This is a genomic window from Mycobacterium sp. NGS29, assembly GCF_059812965.1.
The window spans coordinates 92183-116746 of sequence record NZ_JCALDR010000012.1 but is presented as its reverse complement, the minus strand read 5'-3'; the positions used below and the strand labels follow the sequence as shown (position 1 = coordinate 116746).

Annotated in this window: 23 protein-coding genes and 1 tRNA gene; 10 read left to right on the top strand and 14 right to left on the bottom strand. The window is 66.7% G+C overall.

Annotation, left to right across the window (positions count from 1 at the left end):
- Positions 1-5 precede the first annotated feature (5 nt).
- Complete coding sequence (locus tag AC5Y5Z_RS17360; RefSeq protein WP_463828407.1) at positions 6-785, top strand: enoyl-CoA hydratase; 780 nt, start codon at positions 6-8, stop codon at positions 783-785.
- A gap of 87 nt (positions 786-872) precedes the next feature.
- Positions 873-2534, top strand: a complete 1662-nt coding sequence (locus tag AC5Y5Z_RS17355) for a PE domain-containing protein (protein ID WP_499926527.1) — start codon at positions 873-875, stop codon at positions 2532-2534.
- Positions 2535-2560: 26 nt separating this feature from the next.
- Here AC5Y5Z_RS17355 and AC5Y5Z_RS17350 read toward each other — a convergent pair whose 3' ends face one another.
- The 4 genes from AC5Y5Z_RS17350 to AC5Y5Z_RS17335 form a co-directional block, all read right to left on the bottom strand.
- Entirely contained in the window at positions 2561-3553 is a 993-nt protein-coding gene (locus tag AC5Y5Z_RS17350; protein ID WP_499926525.1) for an alpha/beta fold hydrolase, read from the bottom strand.
- A gap of 140 nt (positions 3554-3693) precedes the next feature.
- Entirely contained in the window at positions 3694-5748 is a 2055-nt protein-coding gene (locus AC5Y5Z_RS17345) for a serine/threonine-protein kinase (protein ID WP_463828410.1), read from the bottom strand.
- Positions 5749-6077: 329 nt separating this feature from the next.
- Positions 6078-6149: transfer RNA gene (locus AC5Y5Z_RS17340), tRNA-Thr, on the bottom strand.
- A 29-nt stretch (positions 6150-6178) separates the two neighbouring features.
- Positions 6179-6898, bottom strand: a complete 720-nt coding sequence (locus AC5Y5Z_RS17335; protein WP_463828411.1) for a hypothetical protein — start codon at positions 6896-6898, stop codon at positions 6179-6181.
- A 162-nt stretch (positions 6899-7060) separates the two neighbouring features.
- Between AC5Y5Z_RS17335 and AC5Y5Z_RS17330 the strand changes: the two genes are divergently transcribed.
- Both AC5Y5Z_RS17330 and AC5Y5Z_RS17325 read left to right on the top strand, forming a co-directional pair.
- On the top strand, positions 7061-7780 hold the full coding sequence (locus tag AC5Y5Z_RS17330; protein WP_463828412.1) for a response regulator transcription factor: 720 nt from the start codon (positions 7061-7063) through the stop codon (positions 7778-7780).
- 2 nt (positions 7781-7782) lie between these two features.
- Positions 7783-9231 (top strand): sensor histidine kinase, encoded by a 1449-nt coding sequence (locus tag AC5Y5Z_RS17325; RefSeq protein WP_499926522.1) that lies wholly within the window; start codon positions 7783-7785, stop codon positions 9229-9231.
- Positions 9232-9320: 89 nt separating this feature from the next.
- Here the strand turns inward: AC5Y5Z_RS17325 and AC5Y5Z_RS17320 are convergent, their stop codons facing one another.
- Positions 9321-9725, bottom strand: a complete 405-nt coding sequence (locus AC5Y5Z_RS17320; RefSeq protein WP_499926520.1) for an HIT family protein — start codon at positions 9723-9725, stop codon at positions 9321-9323.
- 141 nt (positions 9726-9866) lie between these two features.
- Between AC5Y5Z_RS17320 and AC5Y5Z_RS17315 the strand changes: the two genes are divergently transcribed.
- Positions 9867-11336 (top strand): hypothetical protein, encoded by a 1470-nt coding sequence (locus AC5Y5Z_RS17315; RefSeq protein WP_499919055.1) that lies wholly within the window; start codon positions 9867-9869, stop codon positions 11334-11336.
- 7 nt (positions 11337-11343) lie between these two features.
- Here AC5Y5Z_RS17315 and AC5Y5Z_RS17310 read toward each other — a convergent pair whose 3' ends face one another.
- From AC5Y5Z_RS17310 to AC5Y5Z_RS17275, 8 genes are all read right to left on the bottom strand, one after another.
- Positions 11344-11760: a ketosteroid isomerase family protein gene (locus AC5Y5Z_RS17310; protein ID WP_463828416.1), complete on the bottom strand. Its 417-nt coding sequence runs from the start codon at positions 11758-11760 to the stop codon at positions 11344-11346.
- Positions 11761-11767: 7 nt separating this feature from the next.
- On the bottom strand, positions 11768-12895 hold the full coding sequence (locus AC5Y5Z_RS17305; RefSeq protein WP_463828417.1) for an NDMA-dependent alcohol dehydrogenase: 1128 nt from the start codon (positions 12893-12895) through the stop codon (positions 11768-11770).
- Between the two features lie 161 nt (positions 12896-13056).
- Positions 13057-13602, bottom strand: coding sequence for a Cif family virulence factor (locus tag AC5Y5Z_RS17300; RefSeq protein ID WP_499919052.1), 546 nt, complete (start codon positions 13600-13602; stop codon positions 13057-13059).
- A complete protein-coding gene (gene fdx / locus AC5Y5Z_RS17295; protein ID WP_463828419.1) occupies positions 13602-13811 on the bottom strand; it encodes a ferredoxin Fdx in 210 nt (69 codons plus the stop codon). The genes AC5Y5Z_RS17300 and fdx overlap by 1 nt, the downstream gene beginning before the upstream one ends.
- Positions 13812-13816: 5 nt before the next feature.
- Complete coding sequence (gene cyp51, locus AC5Y5Z_RS17290) at positions 13817-15172, bottom strand: lanosterol 14-alpha demethylase (protein ID WP_463828420.1); 1356 nt, start codon at positions 15170-15172, stop codon at positions 13817-13819.
- Positions 15169-15993 (bottom strand): SDR family oxidoreductase, encoded by an 825-nt coding sequence (locus AC5Y5Z_RS17285; RefSeq protein ID WP_499919051.1) that lies wholly within the window; start codon positions 15991-15993, stop codon positions 15169-15171. Before AC5Y5Z_RS17285 ends, cyp51 begins: the two co-directional genes overlap by 4 nt.
- Positions 15993-17210 (bottom strand): cytochrome P450, encoded by a 1218-nt coding sequence (locus tag AC5Y5Z_RS17280; protein ID WP_499926516.1) that lies wholly within the window; start codon positions 17208-17210, stop codon positions 15993-15995. The genes AC5Y5Z_RS17285 and AC5Y5Z_RS17280 overlap by 1 nt, the downstream gene beginning before the upstream one ends.
- Complete coding sequence (locus AC5Y5Z_RS17275; RefSeq protein ID WP_463828423.1) at positions 17207-17857, bottom strand: TetR/AcrR family transcriptional regulator; 651 nt, start codon at positions 17855-17857, stop codon at positions 17207-17209. The genes AC5Y5Z_RS17280 and AC5Y5Z_RS17275 overlap by 4 nt, the downstream gene beginning before the upstream one ends.
- Positions 17858-18048: 191 nt before the next feature.
- On the opposite strand from AC5Y5Z_RS17275, the gene AC5Y5Z_RS17270 reads away from it, so the two are divergent.
- The 5 genes from AC5Y5Z_RS17270 (at position 18049) to purD (ending at position 22939) form a co-directional block, all read left to right on the top strand.
- Positions 18049-19518 (top strand): aldehyde dehydrogenase, encoded by a 1470-nt coding sequence (locus tag AC5Y5Z_RS17270; protein ID WP_499919050.1) that lies wholly within the window; start codon positions 18049-18051, stop codon positions 19516-19518.
- 12 nt (positions 19519-19530) lie between these two features.
- Positions 19531-20283, top strand: a complete 753-nt coding sequence (locus tag AC5Y5Z_RS17265; RefSeq protein ID WP_463828425.1) for an SDR family oxidoreductase — start codon at positions 19531-19533, stop codon at positions 20281-20283.
- Positions 20280-21146: an NAD(P)-dependent oxidoreductase gene (locus tag AC5Y5Z_RS17260; RefSeq protein WP_499926513.1), complete on the top strand. Its 867-nt coding sequence runs from the start codon at positions 20280-20282 to the stop codon at positions 21144-21146. The genes AC5Y5Z_RS17265 and AC5Y5Z_RS17260 overlap by 4 nt, the downstream gene beginning before the upstream one ends.
- Positions 21146-21583, top strand: a complete 438-nt coding sequence (locus AC5Y5Z_RS17255) for a carboxymuconolactone decarboxylase family protein (protein ID WP_463828427.1) — start codon at positions 21146-21148, stop codon at positions 21581-21583. The genes AC5Y5Z_RS17260 and AC5Y5Z_RS17255 overlap by 1 nt, the downstream gene beginning before the upstream one ends.
- 87 nt (positions 21584-21670) lie before the next feature.
- Positions 21671-22939, top strand: a complete 1269-nt coding sequence (gene purD, locus AC5Y5Z_RS17250; RefSeq protein WP_463828428.1) for a phosphoribosylamine--glycine ligase — start codon at positions 21671-21673, stop codon at positions 22937-22939.
- 6 nt (positions 22940-22945) lie between these two features.
- Here the strand turns inward: purD and AC5Y5Z_RS17245 are convergent, their stop codons facing one another.
- A complete protein-coding gene (locus tag AC5Y5Z_RS17245; protein ID WP_499926511.1) occupies positions 22946-24550 on the bottom strand; it encodes a serine/threonine-protein kinase in 1605 nt (534 codons plus the stop codon).
- Between the last annotated feature and the right edge of the window lie 14 nt (positions 24551-24564).

The following is a 24564-nucleotide window of genomic DNA, read 5'->3' as shown; positions in this document are numbered from 1 at the left end:
GGCGGATGACCACCATGGAGGGGCGATTCGTCCGGTTCGGCCGCGATGCCGGACTGGCGACCGTCGAACTGATCAACTCGAAACCGCTGAATATCATTGGCAGCGCGGCTAATTCAGAATTGGCCGACGTGTTCGACGTCATCGGTCAGGACGCTGAGGTGCGGGTGGTCGTGTTCCGCGGATCGGGGGACCGGGCGTTCATCGGCGGTGCCGATATCAACGAGATGGTCGCCCTCGAACCGGCCGGTGCCGAGGTGTTCATCCGTGGACTCGCCGGGCTGTGTGAAGCGATTCGGCGCTGCCCCGTCCCGGTCATCGCTCGGCTCTCGGGCTGGTGCCTGGGTGGGGGTCTGGAGGTCGCGATGTCGTGCGATCTACGAATTGCCGAGTCCGGCGCCAGATTCGGAATGCCAGAGGTTGCCGTCGGCATCCCGTCGGTGATTCACGCGGCGTTGATGCCGGCGCTGATCGGGGCGTCGCGCGCCGCGTGGTTGTTGCTGACCGGCGAGACCATCGATGCGGGCACGGCCGCGGACTGGGGCCTGGTACACGAAGTCGTCGCGCCCGACGCGCTGGACGCCCGCATCGGCGAGCTCGCGGCACGGCTCGTCGGATTTGGTCCACACGCGGTTCGCCAGCAGAAGCGGCTGCTCAACAAGTGGTTCGACATGACGGTGCACGAGGCGATCGAGGACAGCGTCGAACAGTTCGGTCACGCCTTCCTGACCGGCGAACCGCAGCAGCACATGCAGGCGTTCCTGTCCCGCAAGAGCGGAGAGCGCTGACCCGCCCACCAATTCTGGTGATAACGCCGTGATTGCCCGGCCTGCGCGCCATGATGATCACTACGCGATACCAATGGGGGTAGGGCGATGTCATTTGTGCTGGTTGCGCCGGGCATGCTGCAGACCGCGGCGACATCGACCGAGATCGCCGCGCCACCTACCCCCGTGCACGTGGCGGCGCTGCCGTCCACCGCGGTAGCCGCAGCAGCCGCCGACGAAGTCTCAACCGCCATCGCCGAGTTGTTCGGCACGCACGCCCGGCAATTCCAGGCGGCAGCGGCCCAAGCGGCGACCTATCACGAGCAGTTCGTCAGCGCGTTGAACGGTGCGGCTGCCGCCTATGCAAATGCTGAAGCGGCCATCGTCGTCACGTTGCGCGTGGCCGCGGCCGACGGGTTGCAGATCGCGATTTACGGGCCGATTCATGCGGCCGGTCAGGCGTGGATCGCCAGCCCCGTCGGTCAGGCGTTGGAGCCGATCGTCAATGTCCCCAGCAGCATGCTGCTGGGGCGTCCGCTGATCGGCAATGGTGCGCCCGGAACGGCGACGGCGCCCGCCGGGGGTGCAGGGGGTCTGTTGTTCGGTGACGGCGGCCCCGGCTTCAGTCCGGCCAGTGGCGCCGGAGGCAGCGGCGGCAACGCCGGGTTGATCGGCAACGGCGGTCCCGGCGGTACCGGCTCCGGTGGCGGACCGGGTGGTGCCGGCGGTTCCGGCGGCTGGCTGCTGGGCAATGGCGGCATGGGCGGTCCCGGCGGGACGGATGGTGCCGGCGGACAGGCGTTCTTCTTCGGCAACGGCGGCCCCGGCGCCACCACCGGTCGTGCGGGACTGTTCATCGGCACCGGTTCGTACGGCGATGCGGGCGGTGGCGGCCAGCAGATTGTCATCGATTTCGTCCGGCATGCCCAGTCGGTGGCCAACGCACAGGGCTGGATCGACACCGCCGTGCCTGGCGTGAACCTGACCCCTGCGGGCGTGCAGCAGGCGACCAACGTGGCAGGGACGCTGTCGCCGAGTACGCAATACTCCGGGGTCTTCGCGTCGCAGTTACTCAGGGTGCAGCAGACTGCGACCGAACTGACCTCCGCCTACGGTGTATTGCCCGGGCTCAACGAGATCCACGCGGGAATCTTCGAAGGTTTGCCGCAGATCAGTCCCGCCGGTCTGCTCTACCTGGTCGGACCGATCGCCTGGACCCTGGGATTCCCGCTTTTCCCTATGCTGGCCCCCGGATCCACGGACTTCAACGGCATCGTTTTCAGTCGTAACTTCGACAGCTCGCTACAGGCGATCTACGGCGGTGCGCTGGCGAATCCGGTGCCGGGCGACACCTCCGTCGCGTATTCCAGCGCTTTCACCATCGGCGTCGGCACGCTGATGAACGTCGACAACCCCAATCCGCTACTCCTGCTGACACATTCGTTGCCCAACACCGCAATAGTGCAGGTGACCGGCAACCCGGCCGGCGGCTGGACCATGAACAGCTGGGACGGCATCCCGATCGGCCCGGCGAACTTACCCACCGCCTTGTTCGTCGACTGGCGCAACTTCATCACCGCCCCGCAATACGCGGTCTGGGACGTCGGGCTGTCGTTGCTTTCCGGGGATCCGGCGGCGGTTGTCACCGCGGTTCGCGACGGCATCGACGAGATCGCCACGGCCACCGTCCAATTCCCGGCCGCGGTGGCCGAGGACGTGATCGCCGCGCTGCGCGGTGACATCGTGGCCCTGCCCAGCCTGGCCCTCTGACCGACAGGTGTAACCGTTCCGCGGTTTCAGCTGGCTGCCGGTACCGACTGCAGGTGCCGGCGCGTGCGTCGCCGGCTGATGCGCTGCATCACGGCGCGAGAGCGCGGGCCGCCGCTGCGCGAGTCAGCCGATGCCGACCAGTCCGCGAGCGACACGGCCGCAGTCGTTGCAGCACCGGCGTATTCGCCGTCCGCGCCGATGAAGTCGTCGATCAGACTCGCCACCACGTCCGTTCGTTCGGTCTGCGGGTGGTGGTAGACGCCGTCGAGGATGTGCAGTCGGCTGTGTGGCATAGCCTGGTGGGCCGCGTAGGCGTGCGAGACGGGGATCACCCGATCTTTGTCGCCGCTGATGATCATCACCGGCACGTTCGCGTTGAGGTGCAACTTGTTCAGCGCGCACACGAACTGGCCGCGCCGGTCGACGACAGCGCGCAGGGTGCGCAGCAAAGCCCGCCGGTTCTCGGGGTTGGAGAGCGCCGCGTGGGCTTCCCAGTGCTCGTCCAGGCGCGTCTTGTGCTCGTCGTTGGACCCCAGGGCCGTCACGGCTTTGCGCACCGCGATCATCGGCCGCGACGCCGCCGCCTGCAACAGAATCTCGGACCCGGGCAGCGAAATCAGCCGCAACGTGCGGTTCACTTCGGCGCCCAGTCCACCGCTGCTGATCAGGATCAGCCGCTCGCAGTAGTCACGGTGCTGGTGGGTGAACTGCATTGCGATTCCACCGCCCAGGGAGTGGCCCACCACGGTCACGCGGGGGATGCCCAACGCGTCCAGGAAGTCCCGCAACCACACCGCGTACGCGCCCAAGGAGTAGTCGCCGCGTGGCTTGTCGGTCTGTCCGTGGCCCAGCAGGTCCGGCGCGATGACCCGGAATCGCTTGGACAACGCGGGAATGATGGCGCGCCAGTTGTTCGAGCTGCCGCCGATGCCGTGGATCAGCAGCAGCACCTCGCCAGCGCCTTCGTCGCGGTAGGCGACGCGGTCACCGTGTAGGTCGATCGTGCGAATTTCGCTCATTTTGGCCTGCTTGGTCACTTCGGTGTGAACGGACATGGATGTTGCTGATGAAGTGAGTCTGCGGAGCAGGCCTTGCAGGTTTCTTGGGAACTTCTAAACGCAACCCGATCTGGGGATTGACGCCTGATGCCGGGTCGGGGTCAATCCCGGATGCGGGTGAAGACCTGATCGTAGGGACCGCCTTTGCAGGCACTGCCCGACGCGTCTTCCATCCCGTGCCCGGACAGCGTGGGGATCGGATCGCCGGCCCCCTTCGGCAGCGGGAACACCCCCGTCACCCGGACGTGGCTGGTCCCACCGGCCGGACATGGAACGTCTTCCTCGGAATTTTCCGTCCACGCGTTGTTGGCGAAGATGAACAGCTGATGGTCGGACAAATCCGTCAGCACGAACCGGCTCAGACAGCGGTCCCCGGCGCGCATGCAGAAGGTGTCCACGCTGAAGTCCTGGTCTGCGGGCCTGGCCTGGCCGGCCGCGGTGGTGAATTTCGAGCGGTAGAACCCGCGCAACCCCAGGGCGGGAGAATTCACCCGGGCCGGCAGGGCGGACGGGTCGGGCAGGCCGGAGACGTCGGCATCGCCGGTTCTGGTGAACGTCACACTTCTCTTGCTGTAGCACTTCACCGAGTCGTCGATCCACTCACCGGCCATGCTGCCGTCCGGGCGGGGTAGCAGATAGACCCAGTGCCACTCTTCGATGTCTTCGTTACCGCACCGTTCGGTGTCCAGTGCAACAGCGATCCAGCGTCCTTTGATGTCGTCGAACACCAGGCTCGTCGGGTGCTTGAAACTGCCGGAGCTTCGTGACCCGGTAGCCACGCACCCCTTGGCGCCGCAGACCGACCGCAGTTTCCACGTCTCATTGCCCGGCGGGTCCTGGCCGGCCTCAGGCTTGCCGTCCAGGCCGATGCTCTGACCGAAGGCCAGGGTGTAGGTGCCGGTCAGCGGGCCGCTGTTCGGTCCGCTCGCCGCGGTCGTGGTTCCGCTGCCGCCCTTGTCCCCGGAGCCACTCAGCGCGAAGGCTGCGACCAGCCCGATGACCAGGACAGCCGCTGCAATGCTGCCGATCAGCATCATGCGACGGCGTTTGGGATCGGCCTTCGCGCTCTGCCCGCCACCGGAGGCAGCCGGGCCGGAGGGCGGCACGGATGGGCTCGAAGGACCCGTCGGGCCACCGTGCCCGTACTGCCCGCCGGGCGCATCGGTGCCCCCGGTCGGGTATTGACGGTACTGGGTTGCGTCGGTGTTCGAGACGGCCCGGTTCTGAGCCGGCTGGTGGTAGTTGCGTGGCTGGTTCGGGGGTCCCTGCGGTATCGGCAGGCGCTGCGTTTCCGACTGACCGGGGTCGGTGTTGCGCGGGGCGGGGGGCAGCACCGTGGGCTGGGTGATCGCCGCCTTGGCCGCTGCGGCCATCTCGATCGGACTCGAATACCGCTGGTCGGGGTTCTTGGCCATCCCGATCGCGATGACGCCGTCGAGCTGCAGCGGTAGACCTTGTCGCAGCGCAGACGGTCGCGGTGCCGGCAGACCCAGGTGGCCGCCGATCTGCTGCTCGATGCTCGAGCCAGGATACGGCTGGCTGCCGGTGAGGCATTCATGCAGGACGCATGCCAGGGCGTAAGTGTCGCTGCGCGGGTCGGTCTGTCCTTGGCTCAGCCGTTCCGGCGCCATGTAGGCCCAGGTGCCGATCACGCTGCCGGTGTTGGTCATCCGCGATTCCCCGGCCGCGCTGGCGATGCCGAAGTCGATCAGATACGCGAAATCGTTCGGGGTGACCAGGATGTTGGACGGCTTGACGTCGCGATGCACCAGCCCGATCTGGTGTGCGTCGTACAGCGCCGAGGCTATCTGCTCGACGATCAGCACCGCCCGCGCCGGGTCCATCACCCCGTCGGCGATGATGCTCTGCAGGTCGCGGCCCTTGATCAGGCGCATGTCGACGTAGAGGCGACCGTCGATCTCGCCGAAGTGGTGAATCGGTATGACGTGCGGGTCGTTGAGCCCGGCGGCGGCCAACGCTTCCCGGCGGAACCGCTGCACGAAGGTCGGATCGGCGGCCAGGTTGTCGGACAGGACTTTGACGGCGACCACGCGCGAGGTCTCCGTGTCGTAGGCCCGCCAGACCTCACCCATCCCACCCCGGCCAATGAGCTCGATCAACCGATAGCGGCCGAACGGCGTCCCATCCTGGTCCACAAACCCCCCTATGCAGGTGTCGCCCAAACCGTTGACCCACTGATCTAACGGCAATGTCAAGCCCTGGACAGCGGGGCGATAGCGAACTCAAACAAAAATCATAGATTTTGCATACGCTAATCCGATTGCCAAACCCGCCGAAATGTGATCCACCGGCGGCTACGCGGTGCTGCCACCGAAGGGTTATCCAGGCTCGGGCGATGTTACCCAGTGGGATCGGGTCCGGGAAATCTTCTGCGCTAGCGGTGAATATGTATGCCACACATGTGCACATGGTGTACGTCCGGATCCGCCGCAAGTGGCCCCGCTCGCGCGAGCGGAGACGGCAGAGCCCCCTGTCAGGATTGAACTGACGACCGCTCGCTTACAAGGCGAGTGCTCTACCACTGAGCTAAGGAGGCCGGTGAAGCCGGTCAAGCCTAACCGGTGACTAGTCGGGGTCGACGATTCGTGTGGTGCGCACCGACCGCGCTGACGAGCGCGGACGCCGACCCGGCAGCGGGATGCGGTCGGCGATGGTGCTCAATGGGTTGACCACCATCGTCAGCGAGATGACAGCCTCCTGCAGCGTCGCGATGGCCGGTTCCAGCGCTTCCATCCCGGGCGCGAGCCGGGCCAGGGTGTCGGCCACATCGGCCAGTTGCTCCAGCGGACCGTTCTTGGCGGTCAGCGTGTCGATGAGGCCGCCCTCGGCGAGCAGCTTGTCGGCCAGTCCGTCTTCGGCCAGCACCCGCTCGATCATTCCGTCCGCGCCCATCAGCTGGTCGGCCAGCCCGCCGGGTTGCAGCGCGCGGTGCAGTCCGCCGCCCTCGGCGGTCAGGCGGTCGATCAGCCCACCCTCCGAGGTCAGCAGGTCGACGACGCCGCCGGGTCGCAGCATCCGGTCCATCGGGCCGTTGGGCGCGATGGCGCGGCCCAGCGGCATGTCGTCGTCCAGCAGCCGGGCCAGCCGGTTGGCCCGGGCCAGCGCATCGTCGATACCCAGCATGTTGGCCATCGCATTGGGCCCACCGGTGCTGCCGGTCTCGCCCAGCGCTTGCTTGGCAACGCCCACCGCGGCGCCGGCAAGCGTCAGGCTCGCCTCCGCGGCAGCCAGCCCGGCGCGGGCGGGGGCGGTCGCGATTCCCAACACGGCTTTGACGAGGTTCATCCTGCGAGTCTATTCGCGACGCGTGCTGATATCGCCTTGTGGGGGCTACGCGGAAACGACATCTGCTGGCAGACTGCTAGCAGAGTACGTACAACGACCTCACAGGAATCTTACAATGATCAACCAGCAAGTGCACAGGATCCAGTTCGGGGGCCGTTGGTCATGACGCGAAGTACGAATGGTCCCACCCCGCCGGAGGCGCGCATCCTTGTCGTCGACGACGAAGCCAACATCGTTGAACTGCTCTCGGTAAGCCTGAAATTCCAGGGTTTCGAGGTGCACACCGCATCCAACGGTGCGCAAGCGCTGGACCGGGCGCGCGAAGCCCGCCCGGATGCGGTGATCCTGGACGTGATGATGCCGGGCATGGACGGCTTCGGAGTGCTGCGCAGACTGCGCGCCGACGGCATCGAGGCTCCGGCACTGTTCCTCACCGCCCGAGATTCGTTGCAGGACAAGATCGCCGGGCTGACCCTGGGCGGCGACGACTACGTGACCAAGCCGTTCAGCCTCGAAGAGGTGGTCGCCCGGTTGCGGGTCATCTTGCGCCGCGCCGGCAAGGGCCGCGACGAACCCCGCAATGCCCGGTTGTCCTTCGCCGACATCGAACTCGACGAAGAGACGCACGAAGTGTGGAAGGCCGGTGAGCCGGTGTCGTTGTCTCCCACCGAATTCACCTTGCTGCGGTATTTCGTCATCAATGCGGGCACCGTGCTGAGCAAGCCGAAGATCTTGGATCACGTGTGGCGCTACGACTTTGGCGGTGACGTCAACGTCGTCGAGTCCTATGTGTCCTACCTGCGCCGCAAGATCGACACTGGCGAGAAGCGGCTGTTGCACACCCTGCGGGGGGTCGGCTACGTGCTGCGGGAGCCGCGCTGAGCGTGGCCGGTACCGAGACCGCCAGACGATATCGACGCGCAGTGCCGCTGCGGGTCGGTCTGGTCGCGGCCACCTTGGTGCTCGTGCTCTGCGGTCTGCTGGTGTCGGGTGTGGCGGTGACCTCGATCCTGCGCCACAGCCTGATCAGCCGGATCGACGCGACGCTGATGGATGCGACGCGGACCTGGGCACAGGCACCGTGGAAGCACACCGCGCCGATCGGAGAGGGGCCCGACCCCGCCCGGCCGCCGTCGAAGTTCTACGTGCGGGCAGTGAGCCCCGAGGGCAAGACCATGACAGCGATCAACGACCGCAATGCCGAACCGGCGCTGCCGGCCGACAACGACGTCGGCCCCAATCCGACGACACTGCCATCGGTCAGCGACTCCGGCATCGAGTGGCGGGCGGTCTCGGTGCGCGGACCGCAAGGTGGCCTGACCACGGTGGCCGCGGATCTGTCCGACGTCGACCACACGCTGCGCTCGCTGGTCCTGCTGCAGGCCGGCATCGGGGCTGCGGTGCTGGTGGTGGTCGGCATCGCCGGGTCCGCGGTGGTGCAACGCAGTCTGCGCCCGTTGGGTGAAGTCGAGCAGACCGCCGCGGCGATCGCCGCCGGTCAGTTGGATCGGCGCGTCACCGAACGTGACTCCCGCACCGAGGTGGGCCGACTTTCATTGGCGCTCAACGGAATGCTGGCTCAGATTCAGCAGGCGCTGGCCGCCTCGGAAGCCTCGGCCGAGACGGCTCGCGGTTCCGAGGAGCGGATGCGGCGGTTCATCACCGACGCCAGCCACGAATTGCGGACCCCGTTGACCACGATCCGCGGCTTCGCCGAGTTGTACCGGCAGGGCGCCGCGAGCGACGTCTCGATGCTGCTGTCCCGGATCGAAAGCGAAGCCGGCAGGATGGGCCTGCTGGTCGACGACCTATTGTTGCTGGCCCGGATGGACGTACAACGTCCGCTGGAGGCCAACCGGGTGGATCTGCTGGCACTGGCCAGCGATGCCGTGCACGACGGGCGTGCGATGGACTCCACGCGCAACATCGCGATGGCGGTGCTCGACGGCCCGGGCACCCCCGAAGTGGTCGGTGACGAACCTCGGTTGCGTCAGGTGCTGAGCAACCTCGTCGCCAACGCCATCCAGCACACGCCCGGCAGCGCCGACATCACCGTGCGGGTCGGCACCGAGGGCGACGACGCCGTCCTGGAGGTTGCCGACAACGGTCCCGGCATGAGCCGCCAGGATGCCGAGCGGGTCTTCGAACGGTTCTATCGCACCGATTCCTCGCGCGCCCGCGCCACCGGCGGCAGCGGGCTCGGGCTGTCGATCGTCGACTCCGTGGTCAAGGCACACAGCGGCAGCGTCACCGTGACCACCGCCCCTGGCCAGGGCTGCTGTTTCCGGGTCTTGCTGCCGCGGGTGAGCGACGTGCCCGCGCCCGTCGGTTAGCGCACGCCGGTTCCGAGAGTCCAATGGCCCTGCGCTGAGGATGACGACATTTCGTACGACTGCGCCCTGGACGCAGCGTCAGCGCGGACTCAGCACAGCTGTTCCAGTGCCGCCTTGATCTTGGCCTGCGCCTCGTCCAGGGATTCCTCGGACGGATTGCGGTCGACGTTGGCGAACCCGAAGTCGCTCAGGTTGCGGGCGGGGAACACGTGCACGTGCAGGTGCGGCACCTCCAGCCCGGCAATGATCAACCCGGCGCGTTCCGCCGAAAACGCCTTGGTCACCGCCCTGCCGATCAGCTGGCTCACCGACATCACGTGGCCGAACGCCGCACTGTCCACGCCCTGCCACTGGTCGATTTCCGCGCGCGGCACCACCAGGGTGTGCCCTTGCGTCATCGGCTCGATCGTCAGGAACGCGACGACGTCGTCGTCCTCGTAGACGAAGCGGCCGGGGAGTTCTCGATTGATGATCTTGGTAAAGATCGATGCCATCGCCCAAGCATAGGTGCGAGCCCGCGGGTGGCCGCACCCATTGACGTTCCGGCGCCGAGCCCGCGGGATGCGCCAAACTCCTGACGCCGAATCGTTAACGCACCGTTGCGGTGTCGTTCCCGGCGATCGCCACACTGCGATGTGACCCGATCCCTGGAGGGCACCTTGGCGCGAAGTCCCAAGACGCTGCTGACGATTCCGCTGGCAGTGCTCACCGCTTGCGCTGTGTCCCTGGTCCCCCTGATCACCCCAGCCCGGGCCGCCGACCCGTTTGGTCCGCTGGGGCCGCCCAACCCCTTCATGGCGCCCAACGGCATCGCGTCCATGCACAACGACGCCGGCTCCGCGGATGCGGGACCGCTGCCCGGGCCCGGTGCCCGGCTGGTTCCGATCTTCGCCTTCCCGCTGCTGGCGGCCTGTCCGACGATCACGCAGGGCACCGACGGCCTGGTGCTGGCGTTGTGCACCACCATCACCGCCCAGTCCCCGGTGCTGCATCTGCTCAACCCTGACGGCGTGCTGCCCCAGATCATCCCACTGGCCAGCATGGATATCGCCAAAGGCGGCCTGTTGGGCGGCGTCTATGCCTACGTGGACAACAACAACCAGATGGTGCTGGTCGACGGGACCAACCATCTGCTGCGTATCGCGCACAGCAAAGACGAGCGGGGTCGCTGGCACTTGTCGGTCACCGAGTCCACCGACCTGTCCACCGCGATAGCGCCGGGCGACAGCTCCGTCGGCGTGGTGCCCGACTATCAGGGCAATGTCTGGTTTGCCACCGCCAACGGGGTGGTCGGTGTGGCGAAAGCGGGCGGTGGCGTCGCCAGCATGCAGTTGCCCGCGGGAGAGCAAGTGGCGAACAGCATTTCGGCATCACCGCAGAACCGCGTCGCGGTGGCCACCACCCATGCGCTCTACGAGATCATCCTCGGTGGCGGCGGTACCCCGCAGCAATTGTGGCGGCAGGCCTATGACCGCGGCTCGGCCCGCAAGCCTGGTCAGCTGAGCTGGGGAACAGGTTCCACCCCAACGTATTTCGGGCCCACCGGCGCCGAGTACCTGACCATCGTCGACAACGCCGAACCCCAGGTGCACGCACTGGTCTACCAAGCCGGCAGCGGTGCCCCGATCTGCCAGCAGACGGTGCTGACGCTGGGCGGTCCGGGTAGCGAGAATTCGCCTATCGGCGTGGGCAATTCGATGTTCATCGCCAGCACGTACGGCTATCCCTACCCGCAGGTGCCGGCCAACGCCGGCCCGGCAGTTCCGGCGACGGCGCCGTTCGTCGGCGGCATGACCCGGGTGGACATCGACAGCCCCGGCCCGGGCTGTCACACGGTGTGGGAGAGCAAGGTCCGCAGTGCCGCGTTGCCACACCTGTCTACCGGGGACGGCCTGATCTACACCATCACCCGCGTCGGCCTCGACCAGACCACACCGGCTGACCTGTTCGCGTACTCGGTCATCGACCCCAATACGGGCAATCTCATCTACCAGCAACTGAAGTCGGCCACTATCCTCAGCGACCCGATTCAGACGTCGTCAATGGTGTTGATGGGCAACAAGATCATGCAGGGCAACATCACCGGACTCGGCCGTATCGGCTGAGCCCGCGTCACTCCTGACCGAACGTCATCATCTCCAGGTTCCAGTACCCGCGCATGCTGTCGATCAGCCCCTCGGCGTTGACGCGATAGGTGAACACCCCGCGCACCGAACTGGTCAGGCCGCCCTCGAACTTACTGTCCAACACCAGGATGTGGGCGATCTCGTTGGGCGAACTCGACGGAAACGTCTCTTCGCAGGTGATGGTCAGGTTGTTGGCGGCGATGTTGGTGTCGTAGAACGTCGCGACACCCGCTTTGCCTTTCACCCCGGTGCCGTCGGGGTTCGTGACGGACTTGCCGATCGGGTCCTCGACGACGACGTCCTCGGCCATCAGCGCCAGCCAGCCCTCCCGATCGTGGGCCTGCACGCAACGCCACGACGACTGCGAGGCGGTCAGGGCCGGGGATTGGGCAGTCTGGGTCATCGCACGGTCACCGATCTGCGTCGGTGTACCGGATGACACCGCGAATGTTCTTGCCGTCCAACATGTCCTGGTAACCGTCGTTGATCTGCTCCAGGCGGTACTGAGTGGTGACCATGTCGTCCAGGTTCAGCTTGCCGGCCTTGTACATCGACAGCAGCTGCGGGATGTCGTACTGCGGGTTGCCACCGCCGAAGATGGTGCCCTGCAGGTTCTTCTGCATCAGGGTCAGCATTGCCAGGTTCAGGGTCACGTTGGTGTCCAGCAGGCTGCCGATCGCGGTCGCGACACAGGTGCCGCCCTTGGCGGTGATGTTGAGGTAGTTGTCGATGTCGGCGCCGTGCAGTTCGCCGACGGTGACGATCACCTTGTGTGCCATCAAGCCGTAGGTGACTTCGGCGATGCCCATCAACGCGGCGTTGATGTCGGGGTAGACGTGGGTGGCGCCGAACTTCAGCGCCTGGTCGCGCTTCCACTCCACCGGGTCGATGGCGAAGATGTAGCGGGCTCCGGCGGCCACCGCACCTTGCAGTGCGGCCATGCCGACCCCGCCGACGCCGACGATCGCGGCGTCCTGACCCGGCCGGATGTCGGCGGTGCGGACGGCCGAACCGTAGCCGGTGGTGACGCCGCAACCGACCAGCGCGGCCACCTCGAAGGGCACCGACGGGTCGATCTTCACCACCGAGCTGCGGTGCACCACCATGTACGGCGAGAAGGTGCCCAGCAGCGTCATCGGGAAGACGTTCTGGCCACGGGCCTGGATCCGGAAGGTGCCGTCGGACACCGCGGCGCCGCCCAGCAGCCCGGCGCCCAGGTCACACAGGTTGCGCAGGCCGGCCTGACAGGTCGGACACTGCCCACAGGACGGGATGAACGACAGCACCACGTGGTCGCCGGGGGCGAGGTCCTCGACGCCGGGGCCGACCTCGGTGACGATGCCCGCACCCTCGTGCCCGCCGAGCACCGGGAAGCCCGCCATGGGGATGCCGCCGGTCACCAGGTGGTGGTCGGAGTGGCACATCCCGGCCGCTTCCATCTGGATCTTGACCTCGTCCTTGACGGGGTCGCCGATCTCGATCTCCTCGATGGACCACGGCTGGTTGAATTCCCAGATCAGTGCGCCTTTTGTCTTCACGATGGACCTGACCCCATTTCGCCTTTGAATTGAGTGTGCCTGGCTCCAGGCCCGGCACTAGTGGGTGACGAGTGCCACACGGGCACCCCTGACGGTCAGCATAGCGCGTGCAACAAAACAAATGCTTGGTTGGGTGCCCGCGGCCACCCCTGGCAGGGCTTTCACCAGATCGGGGAGGGCGCCTTGCCCAGCGGGTAGTAACCCGGCAGCTGCTCCCCGGCCAGGCTGCGCTCGATCCGCTTCTGCATGCCAGGTGACAATTTGCCGGCCTTCATCAAATCCAGGTACAACGCCTGCACGTGGCCGAAGTCGAAGAAGTCGCGCTGCCATTCGATCTTGGCGTCGGCGTCGAGCCGGAACCAGCTGCCGCCGATGCCGTAGATCTCCGACGTGGTGCCGTCCGAATCGGTCGCGATCTGCTTCCAGAAACCGACGATCTCGCCCTGCTTGTCGTCGATCAGCACCTTCTGGTATGGGTACTGCCAGTTCTCCAGGCCCTCCATCTCCAGGCCCAGTGCGATGTCGCGGATCTCGTTGACGCCGACGCACATCACGTCTTCTTTGGGTCCGATGTTCCAGCCGTAGGTGGCGTCGTCGGCGTAGAAGTCGGCCAACGGTTTCCAGTCGCCTGCACGCTCGGCCACCCGGTTGGCCTCCAGCCAGCGCTCGACCCAGTCTTCCAGTACCTCGCGGGGATGTGCGGCCATCAGTCTTCCTTCTCTGTGATGAATAGTGCTTGGGTAGGGCACATTTCGACCGCGCGTTCGACTTCGTCGCGGGCGTCTTCCGGGGGTTCGTTGTCCAGGATCTCGACCTTGCCGCGTTTGGGCACCCGGAAGTAGTCCGGCGCCTCGAGTTCGCACATGGCGTGGCCCTGGCACAAGTCCAGATCGACGTCGATCCTGAATGAGCCCATCGGGGTCAGCCCCGGGCGCGCTTGCGGTAGCGGACCCTGGCCGGCCGGGCCAGCTGCACGACCATCTTGGAATGGTCGTTGTGGTAGCTGTCGGCGGGCTGGGCCATCTCGAACTCGTACTCGCGCAACAGAACCGAGAAGATCGCCTTGATCTGCATCTGCGCGAACGCGGCGCCGACGCAGCGATGCCGGCCCGCACCGAAGGGAATCCAGGTCCACCGGTTGGCCATGTCGGCCTGTTCGGGTTTGTTGTAGCGGTCCGGCTTGAAGGCGTCGGGATCGGGAAAGTCCTGCGGGATCCGGTTGGAGATCGCCGGGGACGCGGCGACGAAATCGCCGTCGTGGATCGGGAATCCCTGCACCTCGAACTCGCCCTTGGCGACCCGCATCAGGATGATCAACGGGGGATGCAGGCGCAGGGTCTCCTTGACCACGTTGTCCAGCTTCGGAATCTGGCGCAGCGCATGGAAACTCACTTCCTGGCCGTCGGCGTAGAGTTCCTCGAGCTCGGCCAGCACCTCGGCGTAGACGTCGGCGTGGCGGATCAACTCGATCAGCGTCCAGGCGGAGGTGCCGGAGCTGGTGTGGTGCCCGGCGAACATCAGCGAGATGAACATCCCGGTGACCTCGTCGGCGGAGAACCGTGGATTGCCCTCCTCGTCCTTGATCGACACCAGCACGTCGAGCATGTCGCGGTCGCTCTTGTCCTTGGGCGGGTTGGCCAACCGCTGGTTCATGATCTCCTGCACCAGCGCCACCAGGTCTTTGCGGGCCTGGTCGCGACGTTGGAAGCTCTCGATCGGCAGGTAAGGATCGACGTAGCACAGCGGGTCGGTGCCGCGTTCCAGATCGTGGTAGTACTCGGCGAACCGGTGATCGAGCTGCTCGCGGAACTTCAGGCCGATCAGACACGCCGTCGAGGTGTAGATGGTCAACTCCGCGAAGAAGTCCAGCAGTTCTATTTCACCTTCGTCGCCCCAGTCGGCGATCATCTTCTTGACTTCGCCTTCGATGGTGGCGGCGTGACCCTTCATCTGCTCGCCCCGCAGCGCGGAGTTGTGCAGCATCTCCTTACGCCGCTCGGGGCTGGCGTCGAACACCACCCCCTTGCCGAAGATCGGCGTCATGAACGGGTAGGCCTCGGCCTGGTCCAATTCCTCGTCGGCAGAACGGAAGAAGAACTCGTTGGCCTCCGCGCCGGACAGGAAGATGACGTGCTTGTCGACGAGTTGGAACCAGCCGACGTCACCGCACTCCTCGCGGATGCGCTTCATCAGCCCGATCGGGTCGGTGCGGAATTCTTCGAGGTGGCCGTGTTCCTCTTCACCGCCGGAGACCCGGGGAACCACTGCTGTCGTCATTTCGGCATCCCTTCTTCGCCGAGCGCGAGCTTCTGGCGTTCTGTGGTGGCGGCCAGCGGGGCCTCGGGCTGGAGCTCCATGTTCGCGACGAAGCCACCGCGCGGCGTCTCGGCGACGAAGGTGATCGCCCGCGCCAGATCGGCTGCCCGCAGGAAGTAGTCGTGCCGGGCCTGACCCCATTTGGCCCAGTCCTCCAGGGCGGGGCCGATCTTCTCGGCGGGCAGGCTCCAGCCCATCGACGTCTTCGTCGGGCCGGGGTGCACGATCGAGGCCCGCACCCCGGTGCCCTCGAGTTCCATCTGGAAATTGGTGACCATCGCGACCAACGCGGCCTTCGCCGCCCCGTAGGCGCCCATGTGCGGCCGTTGCCGTAGGGCCACATCAGAGCCGACGAAGATCAGGTCGCCGCGCTGGCGGTCGAGCATGCCGGGCAGCACCGCGGCGGCCAGCCGGTTGGCGCCGACGAGATGAATCTGTAGCTGCGACTCGAACTCGTCGGTAGTGATCTCGGCCAGCTTGCCGAAGTACGTGTCACCCGCACCGGCGACCAGTACCTCGATGTCGCCGAGGGCATCGACCGACTGTGCGACAAAGGTTTTCACCGAATTCGGGTCGGTGACATCCAGGTGGAAGCCGACCGCCTCACCGCCCGCGGCGTTGATCTTGCCGACGATGTCGTTCAGTTTGTCTACCCTGCGCGCTCCCAGGGCGACCGGAAAGCCGTGCGCCGCAAGTTCGATCGCGGTGGCTTCTCCGATGCCGGAGGAGGCGCCGGCGACGATCGCAGGTCGACGGGCGGGTAGCGGATCGAAGCGGGGCATCAGGCAACCTCCACGGACATCGGCAGCTGCGCGAAGCCGCGGACATTGCTGGAGTGCACGCGGACGGAGTTGGCTTCGTCGACTTCGTATCCGCGGATTCGCTTGAACAGTTCGGTGAGCGCAACGCGGGCTTCCATCCGGGCCAGATGCGCGCCCAGGCAGAAATGCGCGCCACTGCCGAAACTCAGTAGCTTGGAGCCGATCTCGCGTCCGATCAGGTAATCGTCGGGGTCGTCGAAGACCCGCTCGTCGCGGTGCCCCGAGCCGGGCAGCAGCAGCAGCACGTCGTTCTCCGGAATGGTCGTGTCGTAGAGGGTGAGCGGGCCGGATACGACGCGGGCCAGGATCTGGCTGGAGGTGTCATAGCGCAGGGTTTCCTCGACCCACAGCGGTATCCGGGACAGGTCGGCGTACACCGGGGTCAGCTGGTCGGGATTGCGGTGACCCCAGAACGCGGCGTTGGCAAGCAGTTTGGTGGTGGTCTCGTTGCCGGCGATCACCATCAGGAACATGAAACCGAGGACTTCCTCGTCGGTGAGCCGGTCGCCGTCGATCTCGGCTTGCAGCAGCGCCGAGGTGAGGTCGTCGGTGAGCTTCTTGCGACGCTCGGCGATCATCTCCTGGTAGTAGACGATGAGGTTGATCGAGGCCTCGATCGCCGATGCCGGAACGTCGTTCACGCCGTCCTCGCGGTGCATCACACCGTCGGCCATGGCGCGGATGCGGTCGCGGTCGGGCTCGGGCACACCCATCAGCTCCGAGATCACGTCCATCGGCAGTTTGCCGGCGAATTCGGCGACGTAGTCGACGGTGCCGCGATCGGCCTTGTCCAGCATCACGTCGAGATGCTGCCCGGCCAGCTCGGTGACCCGTGGTTCGAGTTCGCGAATCCGGCGCGGCGTGAAGCCTTTCGAGACCAGCGTGCGCAACCGCAGGTGCGCGGGATCGTCCATCGCGAGGAACGACATCGTCTTGGACGCATGTGGGCCGCGGGAAATCGGGTCGAGTGCCACGCCGTCGCGATTGGACAGGGTGGTGCTGTTGCGGAATCCCTGATGCACGTCGCTGTGCCGCGATAAGGCCCAGAAGCCGAGTTCCTCATTGTGGTAGAGCGGCGCCTCGTCACGCAGTCGCCGGTAGTAGGGGTACGGATCTTCGTGGAAGTCGTAGTCGTAGGGATCCAGGATCAGTTCGGGGTCGTTGACACCAACAGTCATGCCTTACCGCTTTCGGGAGTACCTGGGCTGGTTGATCGTTCGGCGCCGGTGAGGATCAGGTTCACCACGCCGCCCAACCGGTCGGCGATCTCGTGATAGGTGAACTCCCCGCTGCCGGCCTGCACCAGAGCGCCGAAGAATGCCATCTGCAGCGCGGCCACGGTGTCGGCCTCGGCGCCCGGCCCGATCGCCGAGGCGATCCGCCGGTGGATCTCCGCACCGATTCGGTCGCGGGCGGCGCGCACCGCGCCATCCGCATTTCCGCCGAGTAGGGCCGCCGTGCACGCAGCCCCGACTTCGGGCTCGTCGGCGACCACCAACGCCAGATGGCGCAGTGCCTTGTCGACGCGGGTGCGCATGGGTTCGTTGACATCGGTGAAGTAGGGGACCTGGCGCACCAGATCGAGATAGACCTCGGCGATCAGGTGGTTCTTCGACGAGAAGTAGGTGTAAGCAGTGGCCGGAGCCACCTTGGCCCGGGCCGCCACCATGCGCACGGTCAGGTCGGCGTAGGAGTTCTCCCGCATGGTTGCCATCCCGGCGGCCAGCACCTTGCGGAACGTCTCTTCCTGGCGCCGGTTCCGCGGCATTCTCCCGGCCGTTTGCTGGGCCGGGCCGGGTGCCGACACCAGTGCATCGCTGGACACATGTCCAAACTAGTGGATGGGCGTGGCCGGAAGCAAGCCCCGACAATAAACCGGCACGTCAGCGTCGGTTGTCCGGGGCTATCCGGCTGACCTGCGGGATCGGCTCTTGCACCGGTAGGGAGTCGGGAGTTATGGTTCCTGGCAGAGTTATCGGACAGCTGTCCATTCAACTGAGTTTCGGGAGACTATCGATGGCCCTGTTGGCCGACGGCGCAAGCGCACTATTCATCGACGGCAAGGCGTGTGACGGCGGCGCAGGCACTTTCCCGACCGTCAACCCGGCCACCGAGGAGGTGTTGGGCGTCGCGGCCGATGCCGATGCGCAGGACATGGGCCGCGCGATCGAAGCCGCGCGCCGGGCGTTCGATGACACCGACTGGTCGCGCAACACCGAACTGCGCGTGCGCTGCATCCGGCAGCTGCGCGAAGCGATGCAGCAGCACGTCGAAGAACTGCGGGAGTTGACGATTTCCGAGGTCGGCGCACCGCGCATGCTCACCTCCATGGCGCAACTCGAGGGACCGGTCAACGACCTGGCGTTCGCCGCAGACACCGCCGAATCCTATGAGTGGAACCAGGATCTCGGCCAGGCCGCCCCGATGGGCATCCCCACCCGGCGCACGATCGCTCGTGAGGCGGTCGGCGTCGTCGGCGCCATCACGCCCTGGAACTTCCCGCACCAGATCAACCTCGCCAAGCTGGGTCCCGCCCTGGCCGCGGGCAACACTGTCATCCTCAAGCCCGCACCCGATACGCCGTGGTGCGCGGCCGTGCTGGGCGAACTCATCGCCGAGCACACCGATTTTCCGCCCGGCGTGGTCAACATCGTCACCTCCAGCGACCACAGCGTCGGGGCCATGCTCGCCAAAGACTCACGGGTGGACATGATTTCGTTCACCGGGTCCACCGCCACCGGCCGCAGTGTGATGAGCGACGGCGCGGCGACCATCAAGAAGGTGTTCCTGGAGCTGGGTGGTAAATCCGCGTTCGTGGTACTCGACGATGCCGACCTGGGCGCAGCCGCCGGGGTGGCGGGTTTCTCGGTGTGCATGCATGCCGGGCAGGGTTGTGCCATCACCACCCGGTTGGTGGTGCCCCGGGCCCGGTATGACGAGGCGGTCGCCATCGCCGCCGCCACCATGAGCGGTATCCGGGCCGGCGACCCGGCGAACCCGAAAACGATTTGCGGACCGTTGATTTCGGCGCGCCAGCGGGACCGGGTGCAGGGTTACCTCGACTCCGCGGTCGCCGAAGGGGGGACGTTCGCCTGCGGGGGCGGCCGTCCGGAGGGACGGGATGTCGGATTCTTCATCGCACCGACCGTCATCGCCGGCCTGGACAACAATGCCCGCGTCTCACGGGAGGAGATCTTCGGGCCGGTGCTCACCGTGATCGCGCACGACGGGGACGACGACGCGGTCCGCATCGCCAACGATTCCCCATATGGCCTGTCCGGCACCGTGTATGGAGCCGACCCGGACCGAGCCGCGGGCGTGGCGTCGCGGATCAGGGCCGGCACCATCAACGTCAACGGCGGCGTCTGGTACTCCGCCGATGCGCCGTTCGGCGGGTACAAGCAGTCCGGGAACGGCCGCGAGATGGGCCTGGCCGGATTCGAGGAATACCTCGAAACCAAACTCATTGCAACAGCCGCGAATTGACAGGAGACCCGGGTGGGACAGTTCGAGAACAAGGTCGCGATCGTCACCGGGTCCGGTGGCGGCATCGGGCAGGCATACGCCGAGGCGCTGGCTCGGGAGGGCGCGGCCGTGGTGGTGGCCGATATCAACGCCGAGGCCGCCGCGGGGGTGGCCAAGCAGATCACCGCCGACGGCGGCACGGCCATCAGCATTCCGGTCGACGTGTCGGATCCCGCTTCCGCCAAGGCGATGGCCGACCGCACACTGGCCGAGTTGGGTGGCATCGACTATCTGGTCAACAATGCGGCGATCTTCGGCGGCATGAAGCTCGACTTCCTGCTCACGGTCGACCCCGAGTACTACAAGAGGTTCATGAGCGTGAACCTCGATGGCGCGCTGTGGTGCACGCGCGCGGTGTACAAGAAGATGGCGAAGCGCGGCGGTGGGGCGATCGTGAACCAGTCGTCCACCGCGGCGTACCTGTACGCGAACTTCTACGGTCTGGCCAAGGTCGGTATCAACGGTCTGACGCAACAACTTTCGCGGGAACTGGGCGGACAGAACATCCGGATCAACGCGATCGCACCCGGCCCCATCGACACCGAGGCGAACCGCACCACCACGCCCAAGGAGATCGTCGACGACATCGTCAAGGGACTTCCGTTGTCGCGCATGGGCACGCCGGACGACCTGGTCGGCATGTGTCTGTTCCTGCTCAGCGACCAGGCTTCCTGGATCACCGGCCAGATCTTCAATGTCGACGGCGGACAGATCTTCCGGCCATGAGCGAGCACGTGAAACTCGGCTACATCGGGCTGGGCAATCAGGGTGCGCCGATGGCCCAGCGGTATCTCGAATGGCCCGGCGGACTCACGGTTTTCGACGTACGCGACGAGGCGATGGTCCCGTTCGTCGAAGGCGGCGCCACCGCGGCCACCAGTGTCGCCGAAGTTGCCGACGCCGACATCATCAGCGTCACCGTGCTCAACGACGAGCAGGTCCGTGACGTCATCACCGGCGACGGCGGATTGGCTTCGCGGGCAAAGCCCGGCACCATCATCGCGATTCATTCCACCATCGGTCACACCACGGCCGCCGAACTGGCACGCGAGCTCGAACCGCGGGGAATTCACATCGTCGACGCCCCGGTCAGCGGGGGCGCGGCAGCGGCAGCCAAGGGCGAGCTGGCCGTCATGGTGGGTGCTGAGGACGAGACGTTCCAGCGCGTCAAGGAACCGTTCTCCCGGTGGGCTTCGGTGGTGGTGCACGCCGGGAAGCCGGGTGCGGGAACGGCCATGAAGTTGGCACGCAACATGCTGACCTTCGTCGGCTACGCCGCGGTCGGCGAGGCGCAGCGGCTGGCCGACGAGGCCGGCATCGACCTGATGGCGCTCGGCAACGTGGTGCGGCACAGCGACGCCCTCACCGGCGGCGCCGGCGCCATCATGTATCGCAGCGATGCCAAAGACCTTGCGCCCGACCACTTCCTCTACCAGCCGTTCCAGCACACCGTGGGGTTGGGCGAGAAGGACCTGGGTTTGGTGCTGGAACTGGGCGACGCTCTCTCGGTCGACATGCCTATCGCACGGTTGGCGCGCGAGTTGCTGGCGGCCAACCTGGGGGTTCCGCACATAGAGAAAGAGTCGTGATGGACGAACAGCGCCGTAAGGGCCTGGAGAAGATGAACGAGGTCTACGGCTGGGAGATGCCCGACATCGAGGGCGACCCCTATTTCGATCTGACCGTCGACCACCTGTTCGGCTCGATCTGGACCAGGCCGGGTCTGTCGATGCGCGACAAGCGCATCATGACGCTCACGGCGGTCACCGCGGTGGGCAGCCGCGACCTGGCCGAGATCCAGATCAACGCCGCGCTGCTCAACGAGGAACTCACCGAGACCGAACTCAAAGAGATGGCGGTCTTTCTCACCCACTACCTGGGCTTTCCGCTGGGTTCGGCGCTCAATGGGGCAGTCGACACGGTGGTGCGGCGACGCAAGAAGGCAGCGGCCAAGGGCGCCGGGGAGGACAAGAAGGCCAACGTCGAGGGAGCGCTGAAGATGCACTCCGGCGGCGAGCGCGACTGACCCCGCCGAGCAGACACACAATCGCACCGGACACGGCCACTTTGTGCGATTCTCCGTCTGCTCGCGGGCAGGCTAGTGTGACGTGTCGTGCGCATCCTGGTGATCGGTTCCGGTGCCCGTGAACACGCCCTACTGCTGGCGCTCAGCAGAGACCCGCAAGTCACCGGCTTGTTCGTCGCGCCCGGCAACGCCGGCACCGCACGGCTGGCCGAGCAGCACGACGTCGACATCACCTCCGGTGACGACGTCATCGCGCTGGCCCGCAAGGTGGCGGCCGACCTGGTGGTCATCGGTCCCGAGGTGCCGCTGGTGCTCGGCGTGGCCGATGCTGTACGCGCCGCCGGCATCACCTGCTTCGGGCCCAGCAAGGGCGCAGCCCTGATCGAGGGCTCCAAAGCGTTTGCCAAGGACGTGATGGCAGCGGCCGGAGTGCGCACCGCCGCCAGCGAAATCGTCGACAACCCGGCACATTTGGACGCAGCGCTGGACCGGTTCGGCCCTCCGGCGGGCGACCCCGCCTGGGTGGTCAAGGACGATTCCCTGGCAGCCGGCAAGGGGGTGGTGGTGACGCCGGACCGCACCGCCGCCCGCGCGCACGCCGCCGGTCTGCTGGAGGCCGGGCACCCGGTGTTGCTCGAGTCCTTCCTGGACGGCCCCGAGGTGTCGTTGTTCTGCGTGGTCGACGGCGCGACCGTGGTGCCGCTGTTGCCGGCGCAGGATTTCAAGCGGGTCGGTGACGGGGACACCGGCCCCAATACCGGCGGCATGGGCGCTTATTCGCCGCTGGCCTGGCTGCCCGACGGCATCTACCGCGAGATCGTCCATCAGATCGTCGAACCCGTTGCGGCCGAAATGGTTCGGCGTGGCAGCCCGTTCACCGGGCTGCTCTATGCCGGCCTGGCGATCACCTCCAACGGCCCGGCGGTCGTCGAATTCAACTGCCGCTTCGGCGATCCGGAGACCCAGGCGGTGCTGGCATTGCTGGAGTCCCCGCTCGGACAGCTGCTGTACGCCGCGGGCAGTGGCAAGCTGGCCGATTTCGGCGAGTTGCGGTGGCGCGACGGTGCGGCCGTGACGGTGGTGCTGGCCGCCGAGAACTATCCGGGGCGCCCGCGGGTCGGTGACGTCGTCGTCGGCTCGGAAGCCGACGGTGTGCTGCACGCCGGAACCGCGCGACGCGCCGACGGGACGATCGTCTCCTCCGGCGGCCGGGTGCTCTCGGTGGTGGGGACCGGCGCCGATCTCGCCGAAGCCCGTACCCACGCGTACCGGATCCTCGGCTCAGTCAAGTTGCCCGGCAGTCATTTTCGGACCGACATCGGCCAGCGAGCGGCCGAGGGAAAGATCAACGTCTGAGCCGTCCTAGCGCTGGTACTGCGGGCAGTACACGGTGATCGCGGCGTTGACGCCGGCAGCGGCTTGCGAAGGGGTGATTCCCTCGTTGCTGTTCACTGTCGCGTTGGCGGCCTCACCGGGGCTGACGCCGTTCTGCAGCACCGTGCACAGGTTTCGGCCACTGGCGACCGCGACTGACGGGTCGGTGACGGTGACGCCCGGGATCCCCGATACGAGATCGAGGTAGGTCTGGTCGGGGCCGGGGGGTGGTTGCTGCGGGGCGGGTGCCGCAACTGGTTGCGGGGCCGGCGCCGGTGCTTTGGACGCAGGCGCAGGTGCGGGCGAAGCCGGCGGCCGTGGCGCGGCCGCGGGTACCTGCGCAACCGGGGGTCGCGGCGGCGCGGCGGGTGTGCTCGGCGCTGCGGCGGGGGCGGGCGACGGCGGTGCCGCAGGCGACGGGAGTGCCGCAGGCGCAGCCCCATTCGGTACCGGAGCCGCTGATGGTGGCGCAGCCGGAGCTGCTTGCGGCAGTCCCTGCACCGGTGCGGCCGGTGGCGCATCCTTCGCCGCGGTGGTCGGAGCGGTGCCCGGGTAGCCGCTGGCACCCACGGCGGTCAGCCCGATCACCGCGAATGCCGCCGCCACCGCCGCCCATCGGCGTCGCGACTGGTCGGTCGGTGCGGCGGCAGACGACGCCGCAGTGCTCTTGGCCGGCCGGATCGCCAGCGGTCGGGGCATGGTCGACGCCGCGGTGCCCGGGTGCCTTCTGGTGCGCGCGGCCCGCGCGAACGCCTCGGCGAACTCCGAGCACCGGGCGAATCGATCGGCCGGGTCCTTCGCGAGAGCCACCGCGAGCACCGGGTCGAACACCCTGAGCATCGGGTGGGTCTCCGCCAGTTTCGGAGGTGGCGAGCTCAGGTGGCGGCTGATCACCACGGCGGGATTGGTGTGCGGGAACAGCGGCGACCCGGTCAGCAAATGGTAGACGGTGGCCGCCAGAGCGTACTGGTCGGCGCGTCCGTCGATGGGTTCGTCCGTCAACTGCTCGGGTGCGGCATAGGGGAAGGTGCCGATGGTCATGCTGGTCGCGGTCAGGCCGCTGGTGTCGCCGACGGTACGGGCAATTCCGAAGTCGCTCAACAGGGTTCGCTGATCGCCGCTCTCGGGTTTGGCTAACAGGATGTTGGCCGGGCTGACATCACGGTGCATCACGTCGTGGTGTTCATGGGCGTAGTCGAGGGCGCGGGCGATGGCTTCCAGGATCGGCAACACCTGATCTGCCGGCATGCCGACCGGGTAGTGGTCCCGTACCAGGGTCGCGGCGTCGGTGCCGTCGACGAAATCCATGGCGAGCCACAGTTGGCCCTCGCATTCGCCGCGGTCGTTGACGCGCACGATGTTCGGATGCCACAGGCCGGCCGCCAGGTCGGCTTCCCTGATGAACCGCTGTCGGTAGTCGTCGTCCGCGGAAACAGCACTACCCAAGATCTTGAGCGCCTCGAGTCGCGGCAACCGAGGATGCTGGGCGAGGTAAACCTCTCCCATTCCACCGGCGCCCAGGAACCGGACAATCGTATAGCCAGCAAACTCGGTGCCGTCGGCCAATCCGCTGCCGGGGACCATGTCAGCCATCCCAACCATGGAAC

Bases quoted from the DNA above. Each gene is read 5' to 3' on its own strand.
- AC5Y5Z_RS17360 (WP_463828407.1), top strand. From the start codon at position 6: ATGACCACCATGGAGGGGCGATTCGTCCGGTTCGGCCGCGATGCCGGA.
- AC5Y5Z_RS17355 (WP_499926527.1), top strand. From the start codon at position 873: ATGTCATTTGTGCTGGTTGCGCCGGGCATGCTGCAGACCGCGGCGACA.
- AC5Y5Z_RS17350 (WP_499926525.1), bottom strand. From the start codon at position 3,553: ATGAGCGAAATTCGCACGATCGACCTACACGGTGACCGCGTCGCCTAC.
- AC5Y5Z_RS17335 (WP_463828411.1), bottom strand. From the start codon at position 6,898: ATGAACCTCGTCAAAGCCGTGTTGGGAATCGCGACCGCCCCCGCCCGC.
- AC5Y5Z_RS17330 (WP_463828412.1), top strand. From the start codon at position 7,061: ATGACGCGAAGTACGAATGGTCCCACCCCGCCGGAGGCGCGCATCCTT.
- AC5Y5Z_RS17320 (WP_499926520.1), bottom strand. From the start codon at position 9,725: ATGGCATCGATCTTTACCAAGATCATCAATCGAGAACTCCCCGGCCGC.
- AC5Y5Z_RS17310 (WP_463828416.1), bottom strand. From the start codon at position 11,760: ATGACCCAGACTGCCCAATCCCCGGCCCTGACCGCCTCGCAGTCGTCG.
- AC5Y5Z_RS17300 (WP_499919052.1), bottom strand. From the start codon at position 13,602: ATGGCCGCACATCCCCGCGAGGTACTGGAAGACTGGGTCGAGCGCTGG.
- fdx (WP_463828419.1), bottom strand. From the start codon at position 13,811: ATGGGCTCATTCAGGATCGACGTCGATCTGGACTTGTGCCAGGGCCAC.
- cyp51 (WP_463828420.1), bottom strand. From the start codon at position 15,172: ATGACGACAGCAGTGGTTCCCCGGGTCTCCGGCGGTGAAGAGGAACAC.
- AC5Y5Z_RS17285 (WP_499919051.1), bottom strand. From the start codon at position 15,993: ATGCCCCGCTTCGATCCGCTACCCGCCCGTCGACCTGCGATCGTCGCC.
- AC5Y5Z_RS17280 (WP_499926516.1), bottom strand. From the start codon at position 17,210: ATGACTGTTGGTGTCAACGACCCCGAACTGATCCTGGATCCCTACGAC.
- AC5Y5Z_RS17270 (WP_499919050.1), top strand. From the start codon at position 18,049: ATGGCCCTGTTGGCCGACGGCGCAAGCGCACTATTCATCGACGGCAAG.
- AC5Y5Z_RS17260 (WP_499926513.1), top strand. From the start codon at position 20,280: ATGAGCGAGCACGTGAAACTCGGCTACATCGGGCTGGGCAATCAGGGT.
- AC5Y5Z_RS17255 (WP_463828427.1), top strand. From the start codon at position 21,146: ATGGACGAACAGCGCCGTAAGGGCCTGGAGAAGATGAACGAGGTCTAC.
- AC5Y5Z_RS17245 (WP_499926511.1), bottom strand. From the start codon at position 24,550: ATGGCTGACATGGTCCCCGGCAGCGGATTGGCCGACGGCACCGAGTTT.